The 18,351-nt window shown below is 52.9% G+C and carries 17 protein-coding genes; 8 read left to right on the forward strand and 9 right to left on the reverse strand.

Features of this window, described 5'->3' with window-relative positions:
- Positions 1-218 precede the first annotated feature (218 nt).
- The 4 genes from argS to speE all read right to left on the reverse strand — a co-directional run bounded on the left by argS (position 219) and on the right by speE (position 3,952).
- On the reverse strand, positions 219-1,898 hold the full coding sequence (gene argS, locus ET464_RS14130) for an arginine--tRNA ligase (RefSeq protein WP_129441929.1): 1,680 nt from the start codon (positions 1,896-1,898) through the stop codon (positions 219-221).
- Positions 1,895-2,377, reverse strand: a complete 483-nt coding sequence (locus ET464_RS14135) for a YwiB family protein (RefSeq protein ID WP_129441931.1) — start codon at positions 2,375-2,377, stop codon at positions 1,895-1,897. The genes argS and ET464_RS14135 overlap by 4 nt, the downstream gene beginning before the upstream one ends.
- A gap of 90 nt (positions 2,378-2,467) precedes the next feature.
- Entirely contained in the window at positions 2,468-2,977 is a 510-nt protein-coding gene (locus ET464_RS14140) for a DNA-deoxyinosine glycosylase (protein ID WP_244226542.1), read from the reverse strand.
- Between the two features lie 144 nt (positions 2,978-3,121).
- Positions 3,122-3,952: a polyamine aminopropyltransferase gene (gene speE / locus ET464_RS14145; protein WP_129441935.1), complete on the reverse strand. Its 831-nt coding sequence runs from the start codon at positions 3,950-3,952 to the stop codon at positions 3,122-3,124.
- Between the two features lie 199 nt (positions 3,953-4,151).
- Between speE and ET464_RS14150 the strand changes: the two genes are divergently transcribed.
- The 6 genes from ET464_RS14150 (at position 4,152) to cyoD (ending at position 10,987) form a co-directional block, all read left to right on the forward strand.
- Positions 4,152-6,254, forward strand: coding sequence for a transglycosylase domain-containing protein (locus ET464_RS14150; protein WP_129441937.1), 2,103 nt, complete (start codon positions 4,152-4,154; stop codon positions 6,252-6,254).
- A 144-nt stretch (positions 6,255-6,398) separates the two neighbouring features.
- Positions 6,399-6,680: a hypothetical protein gene (locus ET464_RS14155; RefSeq protein ID WP_129441939.1), complete on the forward strand. Its 282-nt coding sequence runs from the start codon at positions 6,399-6,401 to the stop codon at positions 6,678-6,680.
- A gap of 379 nt (positions 6,681-7,059) precedes the next feature.
- Positions 7,060-8,028 carry a ubiquinol oxidase subunit II gene (gene cyoA, locus ET464_RS14160; RefSeq protein WP_425271731.1) on the forward strand — a complete coding sequence of 323 codons (969 nt, stop codon included), beginning with the start codon at positions 7,060-7,062 and terminating at the stop codon, positions 8,026-8,028.
- Between the two features lie 48 nt (positions 8,029-8,076).
- A complete protein-coding gene (locus ET464_RS14165) occupies positions 8,077-10,029 on the forward strand; it encodes a cbb3-type cytochrome c oxidase subunit I (protein WP_129444416.1) in 1,953 nt (650 codons plus the stop codon).
- A 1-nt stretch (position 10,030) separates the two neighbouring features.
- Positions 10,031-10,642 carry a cytochrome o ubiquinol oxidase subunit III gene (gene cyoC / locus ET464_RS14170; RefSeq protein WP_129441941.1) on the forward strand — a complete coding sequence of 204 codons (612 nt, stop codon included), beginning with the start codon at positions 10,031-10,033 and terminating at the stop codon, positions 10,640-10,642.
- 6 nt (positions 10,643-10,648) lie between these two features.
- Positions 10,649-10,987 (forward strand): cytochrome o ubiquinol oxidase subunit IV, encoded by a 339-nt coding sequence (gene cyoD, locus ET464_RS14175; RefSeq protein ID WP_129441943.1) that lies wholly within the window; start codon positions 10,649-10,651, stop codon positions 10,985-10,987.
- A 203-nt stretch (positions 10,988-11,190) separates the two neighbouring features.
- On the opposite strand, the gene ET464_RS14180 is transcribed toward cyoD, so the two are convergent.
- The 5 genes from ET464_RS14180 to ET464_RS14200 all read right to left on the reverse strand — a co-directional run bounded on the left by ET464_RS14180 (position 11,191) and on the right by ET464_RS14200 (position 15,051).
- Complete coding sequence (locus tag ET464_RS14180; RefSeq protein ID WP_129441945.1) at positions 11,191-11,856, reverse strand: hypothetical protein; 666 nt, start codon at positions 11,854-11,856, stop codon at positions 11,191-11,193.
- Positions 11,849-12,994, reverse strand: a complete 1,146-nt coding sequence (locus ET464_RS14185; protein WP_129441947.1) for a hypothetical protein — start codon at positions 12,992-12,994, stop codon at positions 11,849-11,851. Before ET464_RS14185 ends, ET464_RS14180 begins: the two co-directional genes overlap by 8 nt.
- Before the next feature lie 22 nt (positions 12,995-13,016).
- Positions 13,017-13,781, reverse strand: coding sequence for a zf-HC2 domain-containing protein (locus ET464_RS14190; RefSeq protein ID WP_129441949.1), 765 nt, complete (start codon positions 13,779-13,781; stop codon positions 13,017-13,019).
- Positions 13,778-14,308: an RNA polymerase sigma factor gene (locus tag ET464_RS14195; RefSeq protein ID WP_244226543.1), complete on the reverse strand. Its 531-nt coding sequence runs from the start codon at positions 14,306-14,308 to the stop codon at positions 13,778-13,780. The genes ET464_RS14190 and ET464_RS14195 overlap by 4 nt, the downstream gene beginning before the upstream one ends.
- Positions 14,309-14,532: 224 nt before the next feature.
- Positions 14,533-15,051 carry a YwhD family protein gene (locus ET464_RS14200; RefSeq protein WP_129441953.1) on the reverse strand — a complete coding sequence of 173 codons (519 nt, stop codon included), beginning with the start codon at positions 15,049-15,051 and terminating at the stop codon, positions 14,533-14,535.
- Positions 15,052-15,154: 103 nt separating this feature from the next.
- Here ET464_RS14200 and ET464_RS14205 point away from each other — a divergent pair, with 103 nt between their 5' ends.
- Both ET464_RS14205 and ET464_RS14210 read left to right on the forward strand, forming a co-directional pair.
- Positions 15,155-17,167, forward strand: a complete 2,013-nt coding sequence (locus ET464_RS14205; RefSeq protein WP_129441955.1) for a M1 family metallopeptidase — start codon at positions 15,155-15,157, stop codon at positions 17,165-17,167.
- 17 nt (positions 17,168-17,184) lie between these two features.
- Positions 17,185-18,006 (forward strand): hypothetical protein, encoded by an 822-nt coding sequence (locus tag ET464_RS14210; RefSeq protein WP_129441957.1) that lies wholly within the window; start codon positions 17,185-17,187, stop codon positions 18,004-18,006.
- The last annotated feature ends 345 nt before the right edge of the window (positions 18,007-18,351 follow it).

The raw sequence follows: 18,351 nt of genomic DNA on the forward strand, positions 1-18,351 counted from the left end.
CCCAATACCTCTCCTTCGTTTATATCCGTCACTCGAGTTAATTTTTTAACTTGAGTATATTAAATCACCTGAGTCCGCAAATGTCAACCATTTAATGGCAATGTGCATAAAAAAGGCGGGCGCCACTTTGCAACGGGCAGCAAAAAAAGCCCGCCTGCCGGTTAAACCGGCAAAGCGGGCTTTTCAAACATATCTTTTATAAAATAAAATGCTGCGCATTACATCCGTTCAGGGGCGGATACGCCGATCAGGCGAAGCACGTTCGCAATCGTGATGCGGACTGCAGCGAGCAGCGCCAGACGGGCACTCGTCTGCGCCTCGTCTTCGGTAATGACGCGTTCCGCTCTATAGTAGCTGTGGAACTGCGAAGCCAGCTCGTATACGTAGCGGATGATCCGGTGAGGCGCATATTGAGCCGCTGCATCTGCAATTTCCTGCGGCAGCTCGCCGAGCTTGCGAAGCAGGTCGAATTCCATCTCCGACGACAGCTTGCTGAAGTCGATGGCCGACACATCGGCAAGCCGGATGCCCTGCTCTTCCGCTTGGCGGAATACGCTGCAAATGCGGGCATGCGCATATTGCACGTAAAACACCGGATTTTCGTTCGATGTCGAAATCGCCAGGTCCATATCGAAATCAAGATGCGAGTCCATGCTGCGCATCGTAAAGAAGTAACGAATGGCATCGACGCCAACCTCTTCCATCAGATCCTGCATCGTTACCGCTTTGCCGGTCCGTTTCGACATTTTTACCTTTTCGCCGTCCTGGAACAGGCTGACCATTTGCGCAATAAGCACAACCAGCTTGTCCGGGTCATTCCCAAGCGCTTCCATCGCCGCTTTCACACGCGGAATATAGCCGTGATGGTCGGCGCCCCAAATGTTGATCATCCGGTCGTAGCCGCGGGCGTATTTATCGCGGTGGTAAGCAATGTCCGGCGTCAAATACGTATACGATCCGTCATTTTTCACAAGGACGCGGTTTTTGTCATCGCCGTAAGGCATCGTCGACAGCCATGTTGCGCCTTCTTCCTCGTATACCTGCCCTTTCGCCTTCAGCGCGTCCAGAGCGGCTGTCACTTGTCCGTTCTCGTACAGCGACGTCTCGCTGAACCATACGTCAAACGCAACGCGGAACTTGCCGAGGTCGCGTTTGATTTTGTCCAGCTCCCTCTCCAGCCCGTACTGGCGGAAATACGTAAACCGCTCGTCGTCCGGCAGCTCCAGCAGCTTGTCGCCTTGCTCTTCTACGAGCTGCTTGGCAAAACCGATGATGTCTTCGCCGTAATAGCCGTCCTCCGGCATGTCCACCTGCTGGCCAAGCGCCTGGCGGTAACGGGCTTCGATCGAACGGGCCAGATTCGCCACCTGGTTGCCGGCATCATTAATATAATATTCACGGGTCACCTCATACCCGGCAAAATCAAGCACATTGCATAGCGCGTCGCCAACAGCTGCGCCGCGGGCATGTCCAAGATGGAGGTTGCCCGTCGGGTTCGCGCTGACGAATTCGACCTGAACGCGTTCCCCTTTGCCGGCGTTTATACGGCCATAGTTATCGCCTGCCGCAAGCACTTGCCCGATTACCGGATACAGGTAGCTTTTGTCCAGGCGGAAGTTAATAAAGCCAGGGCCGGCGATTTCAGCCGACGTAATGCCCGCTTTGTCCTTGTCCAAATGGGCAATAATCGTCTCCGCAATTTGGCGCGGGTTGCGTTTCGCCAGCTTCGTCAGCTGCATCGCCGCGTTTGTTGCCAGATCGCCGTGCGCTTTATCTTTCGGCACTTCCAGCACAAAGCTTGGCAGCTCTTCACGTGCGGCAAGCCCTCCGGCCACAGCCGCCTCCGCAATGGCTTCCTTCAGCTTCTCGTATAGTTGATCCAGTACACTTGTCGTCATTGTAATTCGGTTCCTCCTTGAATGTCCTTTTCCTGTAAAGGTTCGATGTGAAGCCGGAGTTCAAATCGACCCGACAACGTTTCCCCTACCCAAAGCTTATATTTCCAATCCAGCGTAAAAGGCGGCGACGGCAGCTCTTCCTTCCCGGAAGGCGTCACCGCAAGGCGGCTTGTTGCCGTCTCCATCTCAAACGCAGTAAATGGCGAACGGTAAAAGCCCCTTGTCCTTACGCCCCGCACAAACAGCTGCTCCGATTGAAGCGCTCCTCTTCGGACAAGCGACAGCTCGCCCGGCCGGTAACGGATGAGCGAACGGACGCTCTCCACCGGCGCGCCGCTGTCCGCCGCTTCTGCAGGCTCCTCGTAACGGATATAAACCGACTTGTCCTTGCGAAACCATTCGCCCGTATAGGTCTGTACGTTAGCCGCACCGTCCGCTTTGCTGATCAGCTTGATGCGGACTTGTTCTCTGTCAGACATTGCTCCTGCTCCCAATCGTCGTTCGTTATTGTTCTGTACTAACTATATACAGGTAGCACCGTAATTTCAACGATTGCCGCCGCTTTCCCGCTAATCCATTAAATAAGGAAGAACCTGTTTCCATACTTCCAGCCGGTCTTCGAGCGAACGCATCGCCGGTGTCGGAATAGGGCTTGTCGACGGCAGCTTAAGCAGCGCCAAATGGCTTAAAGCCGCTTCGTTCTTGAAATATTTGCGGTACGTGTCATACGCCTTGCTTCCATTAAATGCGAAACAGCGCAAGCCGGGATACTGCCGGACAAGACCCGGCAAGTCATTAGGCCGTTCTTCACGGATATTCATATCGAGGCTGCCTTCGCGGACGCATGATTCGATGACATCAAATACAGCCAGCCGGTGCTCCTGCAAAAAAGCAAGCCGTTCCTCGTATACCGGACTCGGCTCCCCGGCGCCAAACAGCGCGTACACAAGCGGCCATAAATAATTGCGCGGATGCCCGTAAAATTGCTTGTGTTCCAGCGATTTGACGCTTGGAGCCGTCCCTAAAATGAGCACCTTGGCACGATCGTCAATAACCGGCTCGAAGGAATGAATGCGCACAGCCAATCCAGCTCCTTATTCGATAACAGATCTCCTGCCTGTTTCTACTATATAGTGTGGTCACGAATGTACAGCCCAAATCCCGGCTGGCCAAATAAATAGCCAAAGCCGCCTCGGCTTGCATCGCCCGGCGGCTTGGCTATATTAGGACTTCACGAGATTTTCCACAAATCTCGGGAGCACAAAAGCCGCTTTATGCAGTCGCGGCGTATAATAGTTCGTTTCTATTTCCGGAATAGCCGTTTCATCGACTTCAAGCGGATCATATTTTTTACTGCCCATTGTAAACGTCCAGAGGCCGCTTGGGTATGTCGGGATATTGGCGCAGTAAACGCGTACGATCGGAAATACTTCCTTCACATCGCGGTTAACCGTCTGGATCAGATCCGCTTTGAACCACGGATTGTCCGTCTGCGCGACAAAAATGCCGTCATCCTTCAGCGCTTCGTAAATGCCCTGGTAGAAGCCCCGGGTAAACAGGTTCACGGCCGGGCCAACCGGTTCGGTGGAATCCACCATAATGACATCGTATGTATGCTTATGGTCATGAATATGCATAAAGCCGTCGCCTACCAGCACTTCAACCCGCGGATTGTCCAATTCGCCTGCAATACTCGGCAAATATTTTTTGGAGTATTCGATGACTTTTCCGTCGATATCAACAAGTACCGCCTTCTTCACGCCCGGATGCTTCATAATTTCGCGGATGACACCGCCGTCGCCGCCGCCGACTACCAGCACATGCTCCGGATGGGGATGAGTGAACAAAACCGGATGGGCGACCATCTCGTGGTAGACGAATTCATCCTTGACCGTGGTCATCACCATACCGTCCAGTACCAGCATCGTGCCGAACTGCTCGGTTTCGATCACATCCAGCTGCTGAAATTCCGTCTGCTCATGCACATACGTTTTTGTAATCTTCGCCGTAATGCCGAAGGTGTCGGTTTGTTTTTCGGTATACCACAGTTCCATCTCGATAATCCCCTTTCGGTCAATCGTTCAACCTGTATTATAGTCAAACGAAAGTTAAAAAGCCAAGCGCGGGCTAAAATCCGGCGCAAATAAAGCATATGCAGCTGCCGCACGGAACAACTTCGCCGAATAAACTCAACCACCTTTTTCCATACTACTAACAACGAAGGTTTATTAAGCGAAGGGAGCCGCTGCCGATATGAACAAAAAGCCGAAATGGCCCAAATTGCGCCGCGCTTATCGATTCCCCCTCATGGCCGAGCATCTGCTGCCGCAGCTGTACCGGCTTAAAAAATGGTCGATTCGCGCTTCCGTTCTGCTGGTTGCGGTTATGGCCGCTTTTGCCGGACTGCTGCTCTTTCTGAAGCTGCAGTCGCTGCCTGCCGCTTCCATCAGCCAGACATCGCAGATGCTCGATCTGCAAGGGCAAGTGATCGACTCCTTCCATTCCGCCGAAAACCGCCGCTCCGTGGAGCTGTCCGCCGTCTCGCCGTATGTCGTTCAGGCGACGCTCGCTATCGAGGACAAACGGTTCTACGACCATAACGGCTTCGATATGAAAGGGCTGGCCCGCGCCATTCTGGTCGATCTGAAAAGCGGCGCCGCCACGCAAGGAGCCAGCACGCTGACCCAGCAGCTCGCCCGCAATTTGTATTTGTCGCATGAGAAAACATGGCAGCGCAAGCTGAAGGAAGCGATGTACACCGTTCAGCTTGAAATGAACTATTCCAAAGATGAAATTATGGGTATGTATTTAAACCAAATTTATTACGGCCACGGCTCTTACGGCATTGAAGCCGCCTCGGATATGTATTTCGGCAAGCATGCCTCCGAGCTGACGCTGGCGGAAAGCGCCATGCTGGCCGGCATCCCGAAAGGCCCGAAATATTATTCGCCTTATTTCGATATGAAAAACGCCAAGGACCGCCAGCGTACGATACTGAACGCGATGGCCGAGCAAGGCGATATAACAAAAGCGCAGGCGGACGCGGCGTATGCGGAGCTGCTCCGCTTCAAGCCGCTGCATCAGGACAGCCAGGACGGCTTTGCTCCTTATTTTCGCGACTATGTGCGGAATTATGCTGTCGAGAAGCTGGGGATAGATGAGAATTTATTGAATGAAGGCGGGCTGCGCATTTATACAACGCTGGATTACGATATCCAGAAGGCGGCTGAAGAGGCCGTGTTAAACGGCATTCCCGGCAATTCGGAGCAGCAGGCGGCGCTCGTTGCCATTGATCCGCGCAACGGCTACATTAAAGCGATGGTCGGCGGCCGCAATTATACGGCCAACCAATACAACCGGGCGCTCGCCAGTACGCGCCAGCCCGGCTCCTCCTTTAAGCCTGTGCTTTATTTGACCGCCCTTCAGCAGCAGGGCATCACGCCGCTCACGCGCATTAAAAGCGAACCGACCACCTTCACGTACGATGAAGGGCGGTCAACGTATGAGCCATCGAATTACAACGATAAATACGCCAATGATCTCATTGATATGCGGGAAGCGATCAGCAGCTCGGACAATATTTACGCCGTCAGCACGTTGATGAATGTCGGCGCGGACAAAGTGATCGAAACTGCACGCAAGCTGGGAATGACAAGCCCGATGCAGGCTGTGCCGTCCCTGGCGCTAGGCACGTTTCCGGTCAGCCCGTTCGAGATGGCTTCGGCGTTTGCCGTATTCGCCAACGGCGGCCAGCGTTACGAGCCGGCGGCGATTCTTCGCATCGAGGACCGGGACGGGCATATATTATATGAAGCGAAACACCAGGACCCGGTGCAGGCCGTTGATGCGGCACATGCCTATGTGCTGACCAATCTAATGCAGAGCGTGTTCGAGGAAGGCGGCACCGGCTCGCGTGTAGCGGGGCTGATTCACCGCCCGGTAGCCGGCAAGACGGGCACAACCGCCACCGATGCATGGCTCGTAGGCTATACGCCGGAGCTGGCGACAGCTGTATGGGTCGGCTACGATAAGAACCGCAAGCTAAGCGTCGCCGAAGCGCATCGCGCCGCACCGATTTTTGCCCGGTTTACGGAACAGGCGCTGGCGAATGTGCCGCCCAAAATGTTCCCGATGCCGGAAGGCGTCATTTATACCTATGTCGATCCGGCAAGCGGCAAGCTGGCGGCAGAGGACTGCCCGAACCGGCGGCTGGAAGCTTTTGTGCAAGGAACCGAGCCGACGGAAGTATGCGGCAGCGCAAGCAGCAGCGGAACCGGGGATTCCGGCACGGACGAAGCCCGTGAAAGCCAGAAGCGTACCTGGTGGAACCAGCTCAAAAATTGGTGGAGCCGCTAGGCAATGAAGACACTTCTGTCAATGCCAACACCCAATTTTGTCTTTTTTTTGAGCAAAATATGAAAATTCTTTGAACAAACGAGCCATATTGTGATATGATATGGATAAGAAAGCACTTACAAACATTTGTTAGGAGTGTTCCAAATGGCTGACAAAACTGTATCCATAAGCAGCAAGCAATCCGCAAAGCCTAATGTCAAACGGCTTGTCACAATGACAACGATTGCCGCGTGGACGGTTCTAAGCGTCGGCATCGTACTCTGCTTATTCAACCTACATGACTTTAACGATCGCAATGTCGGGCTGATGATCGGGATCGGGTTTCTAATAGCAAGCGTATTTATTTATACGCTGGGCATGGGTGTTAATATGGTTGACGCTTACGCAACTAATAAAAAGAAAGAAGACGACGGCACAGAGGAATAAGCCAATATTTCCTGTTTTGTCAAGTCTATTTTTTCCAAAGTCAAGACGATTTCATGTCAGCCCTCCAACATGCAATCAAAAGAATCTGGTTATGGCAAAACATCCTTATAATGACATGAAACCAGGAAAAGCAATTTGCACGGTTATTGCCTGAATATTACGACAAACACCGCCATTTTTTTAAAAATGGACGGTGTTTTTTTCTTTAAATAGGGTAAACTTCCTTATATTTTCTATGCTAAATTTTACAGTTGTCTAACCGGTGAACTTTCTTTTACGGAATTAGGAACAATTGTTGACGTAATTGTTAATCAGGCAGTTTTACGGTTAAGATTCTGCTATCGTAGTGTTAAGAGTTCAACAAGGAGTTGAGGAAATTGTGAGACGGTATTTACGTGTGTTGACACCACTGCTCATTATGGTTATGGCTGTTATGCTTTCGGGCTGCAGCGGGCAGTACCTTGTTCTTGATCCAAAAGGTCCAATTGGGGAGTCACAAAGAGACTTGATTTACATCTCCGCTATACTTTGCGCTGTTATTCTGGTCCCGGTATTAATTATGACCGCCGTCATTGTTTGGCGTTATCGGGAGAATAATAAAAAGGTAGCGTACAAACCGAAATGGGAGCACAGCACGAAGCTGGAAACACTCGTGTGGGGCGTTCCGACGGTTATTATCATCATCCTGGCAGCTTTCACGATCAAATACACGTATGATTTGGAGCCTTCCAAAGCGATCGCTTCCGAACATGAGCCTGTAACGATCGAAGTCACTTCGCTGGATTGGAAATGGCTTTTTACGTATCCGGATGAAGGCATTGCGACAGTGAACTACTTGAAATTCCCTGAAGGCGTACCGATTCGGTTCCATCTGACGTCAGACCAGGCGATGAACTCGTTCTGGATTCCGCAATTGGGCGGCCAGATCTATACGATGTCCGGCATGGCGATGACGCTTTACCTGCAAGCCGACGAAGCTGGGGAATATTATGGTTCCGGCGCTAACTTCACAGGCGAAGATTTCTCCAAAATGACGTTTAAAGCTGATGCCGTTTCGAACGAAGATTACAACGCTTGGGTACAACAAGTGAAGAGCAGCTCCCCAGAGCTGACCATGGACGGCTACCACAAGCTTGCTGAAAAAGGAACATCGGATGAGCAATCGTTCTCCTCGTTCCCGAAAGGCCTGTTCCAACAAATCGTCATGCAATATATGAACGGCAGCGACATGCCGATGCATCATGGCAATTCCGAATCCGCCGGCTCCGACAAAGACATGGGCGACATGGATATGGACGGAATGGATAAAGACATGGACATGGGCTCATCCGAGCACGCAAACCATTAATTAAATATGGAAGGGAGGCCCTGAACTGTGAATGATTTTTGGAACTTTATGTTCGGCACGTTTTTCATCACCGGCGATCCGCTCATTCTCGGGGCTCAAGTATCTATTGGGTTAGTAAGCTTGGCGGCTATTTTCATCGTCACTTACTTCAAAAAATGGAAATGGTTATGGACGGAATGGATTACAACCGTTGACCATAAAAAAATCGGGATTATGTACATCCTGGCAGCTATTCTGATGTTGTTCCGCGGCGGCGTTGACGCCTTGCTGATCCGTACGCAGCTGGCATTGCCGCATCTGGAATTTCTGCATGCGGGCCACTATAACGCGATTTTCACGACTCACGGCGTTATTATGATCCTGTTTATGGCGATGCCGTTTATGTTTGGTCTCTTTAACATCGCCGTACCGCTTCAGATCGGCGCACGCGACGTTGCGTACCCGTACCTGAACTCCCTTAGCTTCTGGCTGTTCTTTATCGGTGCGATGCTCTTCAACATCTCGTTCGTAATCGGCGGTTCGCCGGATGCGGGCTGGCTCGCTTATCCGCCGCTCTCCGAGCTTTCGGGCAGCCCTGGCATCGGCCAAAACTTCTACATCTGGGGTATTCAGATTTCCGGTATCGGTTCCTTGGCTTCGGGTATCAACTTCGTAGCTACGATCCTGAAAATGCGTGCTCCAGGCATGAAACTGATGAGAATGCCGATGTTTACTTGGTCCGTTCTGGCTTCGAGCCTTACGATCATGTTCGCATTCCCGATCTTGACGGTAACCATGGCTATGCTGTTCCTTGACCGCTTCCTCGGCGCGCATTTCTTTACGCTTGACGGCGGCGGCAATCCGATGATGTATGTCAACCTGATCTGGATGTGGGGTCACCCTGAGGTGTACATCGTTATCCTGCCGGCGTTTGGCATATTCTCGGATATCGTTTCAACCTTTGCGAAGAAAAAGCTGTTCGGCTACAAATCCATGGTATTTGCGCTCATGTCGATCAGTATTTTGTCATTCTTTACATGGCTTCACCACTTCTTCACGATGGGCTCCGGCGCCGACGTCAACGCGTTCTTTGCAATTACGACGATGGTTATCGCGATCCCGACCGGTGTCAAAGTGTTCAACTGGCTCTTTACGCTGTACAAAGGACGCATTAACTTCTCGCAGCCGATGCTGTGGACGATTGCGTTTATCCCATGTTTCGTTATCGGCGGCATGACCGGCGTTATGCTTGCCGTTGCGCCGGCTGACTTCCAGTTCCACAACAGTTACTTCCTGATCGCCCACTTCCACCAAGTGCTGATCGGCGGCGTCGTATTCGGCTACTTCGCCGGCATGTACTACTGGTGGCCAAAAATGTTCGGCTTCAAGCTGGACGAAAAAATCGGCAAATGGGCTTTCTGGTTCTGGAATATCGGTTTCTATGTGTGCTTTATGCCGCAATACGCGCTTGGCCTTATGGGTATGACCCGTCGTTTCAACAACTACGATACCGATCTTGGCTGGCTGCCGCTTAACATCGTTTCGACGGTGGGCGCCTTCATTATGGGCCTCGGCTTCCTGTTCCAAATTTGGCAAATCGTATATAGCCTTAGAAACCATAAGAAAGAAAAAACCGGCGATGCTTGGGATGGCCGCTCGCTGGAATGGTCGATTCCATCTCCGGCTCCAATGTACAACTTTGCTCGCTTGCCGCAAGTAAGCAGCCAAGACGAGTGGTGGGAAGAGAAAGAACGCAGAGCTGCAGGCGTACCTGTAGAACCTGCGCAACCGCTCGAGCCTATCCATATGCCGAAAAACTCCGGAATTCCGTTTATCGCGTCCATCTTCTGGTTCATCTTTGGCTTCGGTCTTGTATGGGACTGGTTATGGATGGCAATTCCTGGCTTCATCGGTATCGTTGTTACCTTGTTCGCCCGTTCCTTCAGCTTCGACACGGATTATTACATCCCTGTAGATGAAGTACGGCGTTCGGAAGAAGCCGCGTTAAAGGGGGCTAAATAGAATGTCACAAGCTGTATCTCATGGCTCGCACGGCCATGGTCATGACGACCACGGGCATCACGATCAAGAGTCTTTGAAAGTATTTGGTTTCTGGCTGTTCCTGATTACCGACGTTCTGTTGTTCGGTACTGTATTCGCAACATATATCGTCCTCCATCACAATACTAATGGAGGACCAACGCCTAAAGAGCTGTTTGAAATGCCGGGCGTTATTTGGGAGACATTTATCCTCCTGACTTCCAGCTTCACCAGCGGTCTTGCTGTGCTGCAAATGCATAAAGGCAACAAAAAAGGGCTGATCGGCTGGCTGATCATTACCGTTCTGCTTGGTCTTTCGTTCTTGACGCTGGAAATTACCGAGTTCGTCAACATGGCGAATGAAGGTGCTACGATCTCGACAAGTGCGTTCCTGTCTTCGTTCTTTACGCTGGTCGGAACCCACGGTCTTCACGTAACGGTAGGTTCGTTCTGGATTATCGGCGTTATTATCCAGCTGGCCCGCCATGGCATTACGGACGTAACGAAACGTAAAGTCACCATTACAAGCTTGTACTGGCACTTCTTGGACGTTGTCTGGATCTTCGTCCTGACGATCGTCTATCTGTGGGGGTGATGTAGGATGTCGAACCATAACGCGCACTCGAACCATGGGCATGACGCTCACGACGAAGGCCACGGCTCTCTGAAATCCTACGTTTTTGGTTTCGTGCTTTCGATTGTTTTGACGATTATCCCGCTTGTTGTCGTCATGAACGACCTGATGAGCCACGATGCAACGTTCGTGCTCATCCTGATCATGGCGGTACTGCAGTTTGTCGTACAGCTGTTCTTCTTCATGCATTTGCGCGAAGAGAAGAAACCGGCTTGGAACGTTATGGCGCTTATTCTCGGCCTGATCATCGTCATTACGATCGTTGTAGGCTCGGTCTGGATTATGCACAACAACTACATGGGCTAATCAGCCGCTGTAACATAAGGAGCAGTTCTCCGCCATTGCTATGGCGCGGGGCTGCTCCTTTTTTGGATACGAACTAGTCGGAAGTAATCCGGCTAAAGCGGAGAAGAGCGTAATGCGGCTCCAGGCAAGCAGAACGATGCACCAACGCAGAAAAGCCTCACACCAGCTGCAATGAGCTGATGCGAGGCTTTTCTGCGTTGGTTCTACCGCTGTTCGACTTTCATGCCTTCCGGAACCATCAAGCTGAGCATGGAGCGCAGCCCGCTGTCCGACAAACGGCCGCCGTCATGTGCAATAGTTCCGACCGTAACATACATAGCCGAGCCAATTACGTTTGCTTGCCATAATGGCTGGCTGGACGGATCAAAAGGCTTCCCGGAACGGTATTGCACTTGCCCCAGCAGCTGCACCTGCCGAAGCTGCGAAGTTTCGACCTGTAAAGGAATAAAAGATTGCACAATAATCTTCGTAACCCCTTCCGGTACCTGTACCGGTTTGGATTCAATCATAGCCGAACGTTCTGTCGCCATCACCTCGTTGCGGATTTCATCCAGTATCCCTGTTGACGACAAAGCCGCCGCAAATAAGCTGCCCGCTCCTAATACCGCTACAAAAAATATGCTAAGCCAGTCAAACCGGATCATCGTCTGCGCGCGGCCCGACAGCTTCACATAAACAAGCAGCTCAATGCCCAGCATTATAAATACCAAAGGCGCTACCCACAGCAGCATATCGTATGCCTCGGCATCAATCACGAGCGACAGAGCAAGGGCGGTGCCGATTAACAGCAGCGTCACCCCCATCGACAAGGAGCCTACCCGCCAGCTGCGCGCCTGCATCTGCGCCGTCTGCGCCTGCACCTCATCCATTCGCTTCTTCCTCCTCCTGGCTGCGATAAGCCGCATCGTCCGTTTTGCCTCCCAGCAGCAGGCGCAGCCCGATCACAATCATCAAAAAGGCTGCAACCGCCGTCGGGATCATATATTTGATCTCCAAGTAATAATGAATCCAGCTGACATCATATTTGGCTGCAATTTCAGCCGCTACGCGGTCCAGCAAATAGTACAGGCCAAAACCAAGCAAGCCGATGCCCAGCCATTTCTGGTAAGGCACCAAAGCCGACACAAGCGGCTCATCCACCTGCGCATTCCGCTCATAACGGGAGATTTGCTGAATAGCGTCAAAGAAAGCGAAGCAGATAATTAGCGGAATCATAAACAGAAACAATGTCAGCCGCAGCGAATCCATTAAATATACGGCAATGAGAAACCCTGCCATAAGCTGCAATCCCCGTTTTTGCAATCCCAAATACAGATGGCCGGCGCCGGGAAAAAAGGACAGCATAAGCGCCAGCACCCTGTTTTTGCGGCCGGATGAAATATGCTCCTCCAAATCGGCGAATATCGCCCGATCCTCCACCGGTTCGCCGCGCTGCTTGCGGTCCAGCTGCTGTACGGCATCAAAGATGCTGTAAATCCACAAAATCGGCAGCACAAGCAGAAACACAAGCAATGCGCCGGCGTCCATCACAACCGCCAAAAACACAATGACCGCAAACAAGCCAAAAAATGAAATCATAAAGGTGATGCCGCGCTGCGTCAAACCGTTCGCCATATGGCCAAGCCCCGGGATAAACGACAGCATTATAGTGTTTGATTTCTCCCGCTGCCGGGCAGCCGAATAATACGGATCCGCTGCTGCCGGGTCGTCCGCCATCGGCCCTGCAGCCGGCATATGCCGGTTATCGTTTCTCGTAAGGGCGTTGCCTGAAACCAAGCTAATGATCATATCCAGCATATTGATGCCCCAGATCATACAGGCGAACAGAAACAATAATCCTTCCGGCTCATTAAAGCCGTGCCCGGAAAAAACAAGCAGCACGAGCAGCCCAAGCGGAAAAAAGAATCCGCCGCCGTAAAATAATGTCCGGACCGGGCGGCCTAAATAAGCATGGCCGGCCCCCGGAATAAACGCGAGTAAAAACGCGACAAGAGGGTTTTTATACATAGGTATTCCTTCCTTTCTTTAGTTACCGCTTATTAAACCGGGCGGCTTCGATGCCGTCCAGCCAAGATACTGTGCGATCCATCAGCTGCGAGGACAAGGATGAGCCGGATGGGGCAATCGGCGTTTGCTCCGTCAGCTTTTGAGCCGACTGCCGGTCGATGCTGGCGAGCCGGCTGGAAAATCCGCTCATCAGGCCTGCGCCGACGAGCAGCAGCGTCACAACGGCAGCCGCCGAATACTGCACGGCCGGCAGCTGCCACCATGCCGAGCGGCGGCGCGGCTTGCGCCTTGCCGCACCGGTGCTGCGCTTGCCGCCGCGTGCCGCCGGTGCGGCCGGCTTCGCCGCGGCTGCGGCACGTTGCTGCGCCGCAAGCCCGGCTTCGCGCTCCAGCTGCCGCACCACGCGGCGCGCCATCGCGGCCATGTCCGGCAGCGCAGCGCCGCCGCGGCGCGCCTCTTCGCCCGCGCCAGCCGCGCCGCGCCTGATGTGCAGCTCCGCGTTCGCGCCCGCCGCTCCGCCGCTGCGCGCCTCTTCGCCCGCTCCTGCCGCGCCGCGCCCGATGTGCAGCTCCGCGTTCGCGTTCGCGCTCGCCGCGCTGCCGCTCGCCGCGTCCAGCGCAGCAGCCTCTACCGCTTCGCCGTACTGCATCAAGCATCCTTCGCAGGCCGCCAAATGGCGCTCAACGGCATCGCGTTCGGTTTCCGTCAGCCGGTCCGCCACATAATCGGCCATTCTGGCCGGGTCCACATGGGCTTCGTATAAACCATCGCGTTCGGTTCCGCTCATTCAAAGTCCTCCTTCTGCCAATGCTTCTTCATCCAGCTACGTGCGCGGTACAGCCTCGACTCTACGCTTTTTCGCTCAAGTCCGGTTTCGCCCGCGATCTGCTCGTACGATTTATCTTCTATATAATAGGCCACAACAACTTCCTTGTACGTTTCCGGCAGCTCTGCAATCCGAAGCCTCATCCGGTCCCGCTTCTCCCGCTCCAGCACCTGCTCTTCCGTTGTTGGCAGCAAACCGTGCCTGTATGCAGCGGATTCCTCCTGGGCAGCCTCATCCCCCGCGTCCATATCCGGCCTGCGGGCTTTATAACGTTTGTAATCAATCGCTTTGTTAACGGCAATGCGGGTCATCCACGTCTTCAGCCCTTCATTGCGGTATGCCGGGAGGGAGCGATAAATTTGCAGCAGCACTTCCTGCGTCACATCTTCGGCATCCTGCGGTGTGCGCAGCACTGCAAATACCGTTCGATAAATATACGGCCCATATTCCAGCACAAACGGCTCATACGCCGCCGGCCCGCCTTCCAATATTGACCGTACCAGCTGTTCCTCTCGAATCTCGCTCCCCTCCCTTCCACATCAATAGACGTCTCTTTTCCGCCTTTACCCTGCACCTTCGCGCAAAAAATATTTTCCCGCTTATGGATAACCCCTATTCGAACGCAAAAAAAGACGCCCACAAGCGGTCTCAACTGCTCATGAAGCGTCTTTATATGAAGCTAATTTGCGGATGCTGCTATTCGGCCTAAAGCTTAAACCTCCAATGCCTGCTTCAGCTCATCCGTAGAGTTGTCCCACCACTCCGGGTTATGCTCGACAAGCAGCTTGCGCAAAGCGGCTTTCTCGCCCGCATCGAGATCGTTCAATAGAATACGGCGTTTCAGCGAGTAATCCAGCTTGTTCACATGATCCGCAAGAATTTTCCATCCGCGGCGCGCTTCCGTATCGATCAGCATTTCGCACGCGGTTGCGCCGGCATAATACGAGCCGTTCTCATTGCGGTCGACCGCCACCCATACGATCCAGCATTTGCGGCCGTTTGGCGTGTCCTCTTTGTTCGGGCTGAACTTGATGCCGCGTTCGATTTTGCTTTTGGCATGCATAGCGCCTACATCAATGTAAGCTTCGCCGTTGTCGATCATGACGCAGGCGACCTGGCTAAGGTCGATCGAGCCGGCCCCGAAGCCTTTATGTTGTTTGTTGCTCACGACGTTGAGCGACAATGATCTTTTTTTCTCCGGCTGTGCCGGTTCTTGTCCTTGCTGTTCCATGGATTCACACCTTCCCCATACAATAATTCCATTTTAGCTAATAATCTTGGAAAAGCAAACATATACATGCTGTAGATGCTTGTCAACGGGAGGGAATCGTTCAATGACTCCACGCTACGTCAAACGAATCGTGTTCATAGCGCTTTTGGTCTTTCTGCTCGGCCTATCGCTCCAGCAAGGCTTCAAACAGGCTTGGCAATCCCAGTATACGTATGCTTTCTCTCCTGATGCCGCGCCCGCTGCGAAGACTGCTGCCTCCGAACCGGCCAAGCCCCCGGCGGTCCCTGCTCCAGAGCCGATCTCTCAGCCACAGCCGGTTGCGCTGAGCAAACGGGTGACGGAATACCACATCAATGTCAATCTGCAGGAGGACCCGATGCTGCTTACCGGGGAGCAGGATGTGACTTGGACAAACCCGGGCAAAAAAACGGTGTCCGAGCTATATTTTCACCTGTATCCGAACGCCTTCGAATCGGACAACACCACCTTTATGAAGGAAACCGGAGGCATTTTGCGCGAGGATCACGCCACACCAAACAGCTATGGCTATATGAAGATGCTCACATTAACAACCGAGCAGGGCGAAAGCCTGCTGCCCCGCCTCCATTATGTGCAGCCGGACGACGGCAACAAGGACGATCATACGTTGGCCAAGCTTAAGCTGCCCGATCCTGTAGCGCCCGGCAAGTCGGTCACGCTCAAAATGAGCTTTGAGGTGAAGCTGCCGGAAGTTTTCGCGCGGATGGGCTACTCCGGCGATTTCGTCATGGCCGGTCAATGGTTCCCTAAGGTGGCCGTTTATGAGACAGCCGGCACTCGGGGCCGGACAAGCGAAGGCTGGAACGTCCACCAGTACCACGGCAATTCGGAGTTTTACAGCGATTTCGGCATTTACAGCGTACGGATCGGCGTTCCGGAAAATTACAAAGTAGCGGCAACCGGCTTCCAGACCAAAACTTCCGAGACAGCTAACGGACGGAAGTATTACCAGTATTACGCCGACGATGTTCATGATTTCGGATGGTCGGCTTCGCCCGACTTCGTATATGCCGAAGACTCCTTATCCACTCCGAACATTCCCGGCGTCAAAATCAAGCTTTATTTGGACCCGTCGCAAGCGGGCCTCCAGGACCGGTACATGCATGCCGCTAAGTCGGCGCTGACGAAATATGCGCAGTGGTACGGGGAATATCCGTATACGACGCTGTCGGTTGTCGTGCCGCCGGCCGGAGCCGGAGGCGCGGGGGGCATGGAGTACCCGACGCTCGTGACTGGGCTCGCAGCGGATCAAACAAATCCCGGCTATGAGCTGGAACGCACTGTCGTCCATGAGATCGGTCATCAATATTGGTACGGCATGGTCGCGTCCAACGAGTTTGAAGAAGCGTGGCTCGACGAAGGTTTTACGTCCTATGCCGAAGACAAAGTAATGGAGAGCGAATACGGCGTTATCCCGAATACGCCGCTGGAAGCCAGCTATATGACTTCTCCGGCTTCGCTTACGCAGCCTTCCTGGGATTATAAAGGCAGCGATCAATATGCGGAGAACGTCTACATGCGCGGCAAGCTGGTGCTGCGCGGCATCGAACAGCAGGTTGGCGATAAAACGATGCAAAAAATTATGCGCACTTATTTTCAAAAATTTAAGTTCAAGCATCCTTCTACCGGCGATTTCGAACGGGTTGTCGAACAGGTGACCAAGCAGAACTGGGGCAATTATTTCAGCCATTATGTACAAGGCAGCCAAATGGCCGACTACGCCATCGCATCCGTCTCGACACGGCCGATAGCGCAAAACGGCAAAACAATGTATGAGTCGTCCGTCCTGATTAAAAACAACGGCGGCATCGGCGGGCAGATCCCGGTGATCCTCCAGTTTGCCGACGGCACGGTCATGCCGAAGGTGTGGACCGGCGAAGAATCGCATATTCAATACGATGTAGTCCAAAGCGCTCCGCTCGTCTGGGCTGCCCTCGATCCGCAAAATACGAACGTGCTGGACAACAAGCATATCAACAATTTTATGCTGGCCGATGTCTCGGATAAAACCCGCACCCGATGGGATCTCGGGACTGCCAAGGTGATTGAAGGCATCATCCATCTATTAGGCTGGTAAGGGAGGCGGCAGACCAAATGAAAACCTACTTGAAGCAAGGCTGGCGGCTGGCTGTCAAACATATGTATATCATCGTTTTTCTGTTCATCTATCAGCTGATTTGGGGGTTTTTCCTGTACCGGTACCTGGATTCCGCCATATCCCCGCTGCTGCAGCGCTGGCCGGCGGAATCGCCCTCCCATTCGGCAGTTCAGCTATTCCTGTCAGAAGCGCAATTCCGGCTGCTGAAGACCGATCTGGCTACCCCTTATTTATGGACGCTTGGCGGCCTGCTCGCCGCCCGGATGCTCATGACGCCCGTGCTGAACGCCGGGCTTTTCCACTCGATTCATTATGCGAAAGACGACAATAGCGGCACCCGCTTCTTCCAGGGCATAAAGAAATCGTGGAAAAAAATCGTGCTCCTGTATGTCATTCAAGCCGCGCTTGCCATTGCGCCCGCCTTCTGGCTGCTGCCGCGGGGGTTCAAGCTGCTTTGGACCAGCAGCTCCATACAGGAGCTGCTTAGCCAGGCTTTGCCTTGGGCAGCGGCATGGCTCTTATGGGGCTTTGCGCTTCACCTCATTTCGCTTGCCATGCAGTTCGGCGCCGTATCCGGCGCCGGCCCGTTCAAAGCGCTGGGCCAAGCATTAACCCGGCTCATTCCATACCTGGCTGTAACGATAGCGATGTGGGGCATCTCCGCTGTCTGCGGGCTTCTGTTGACCGGCGTATCGCTCATTTGGGCAGGGCTTATCGCACTTATTCTTCATCAAAGTTATTCCTTCATCCGGACGCTGCTCAAAGTATGGACGGTTGCTTCTCAATATGAATGCCTGCAAGCGAAGGAAGCGTCATAACGCCGCTCGCAAACTCAAAAGCTTGCAATCTGAGAAATTTTTAATCCTATTCTCATAAAAGCCGCTCTTTCGGCAGAAAGAGCGGCTTTTTTCGCGTGCCTGCTTTAAACCCGGCTTGTCCCGCCCGCATACCTCCTCTTTGATTTACATAGAACATAGAATCAGCCGGAAGAATGCTAGCTTGAAATAACCGTAAGCCTTGATAATATAGGCAATTTGTCCCTTTTCCCGCATAACGGACAAACATTCGACACCGGCCAGCACAAGTTCTATTTGAGGATGGCGATAGAGGCAAAATGAGGACAAAAACGATGTTTTTCAGCCAAAAGACTACATGAGAATTAT

The organism is Paenibacillus protaetiae, from assembly GCF_004135365.1.
Classification (GTDB): Bacteria; Bacillota; Bacilli; order Paenibacillales; family Paenibacillaceae; genus Paenibacillus_AP; species Paenibacillus_AP protaetiae.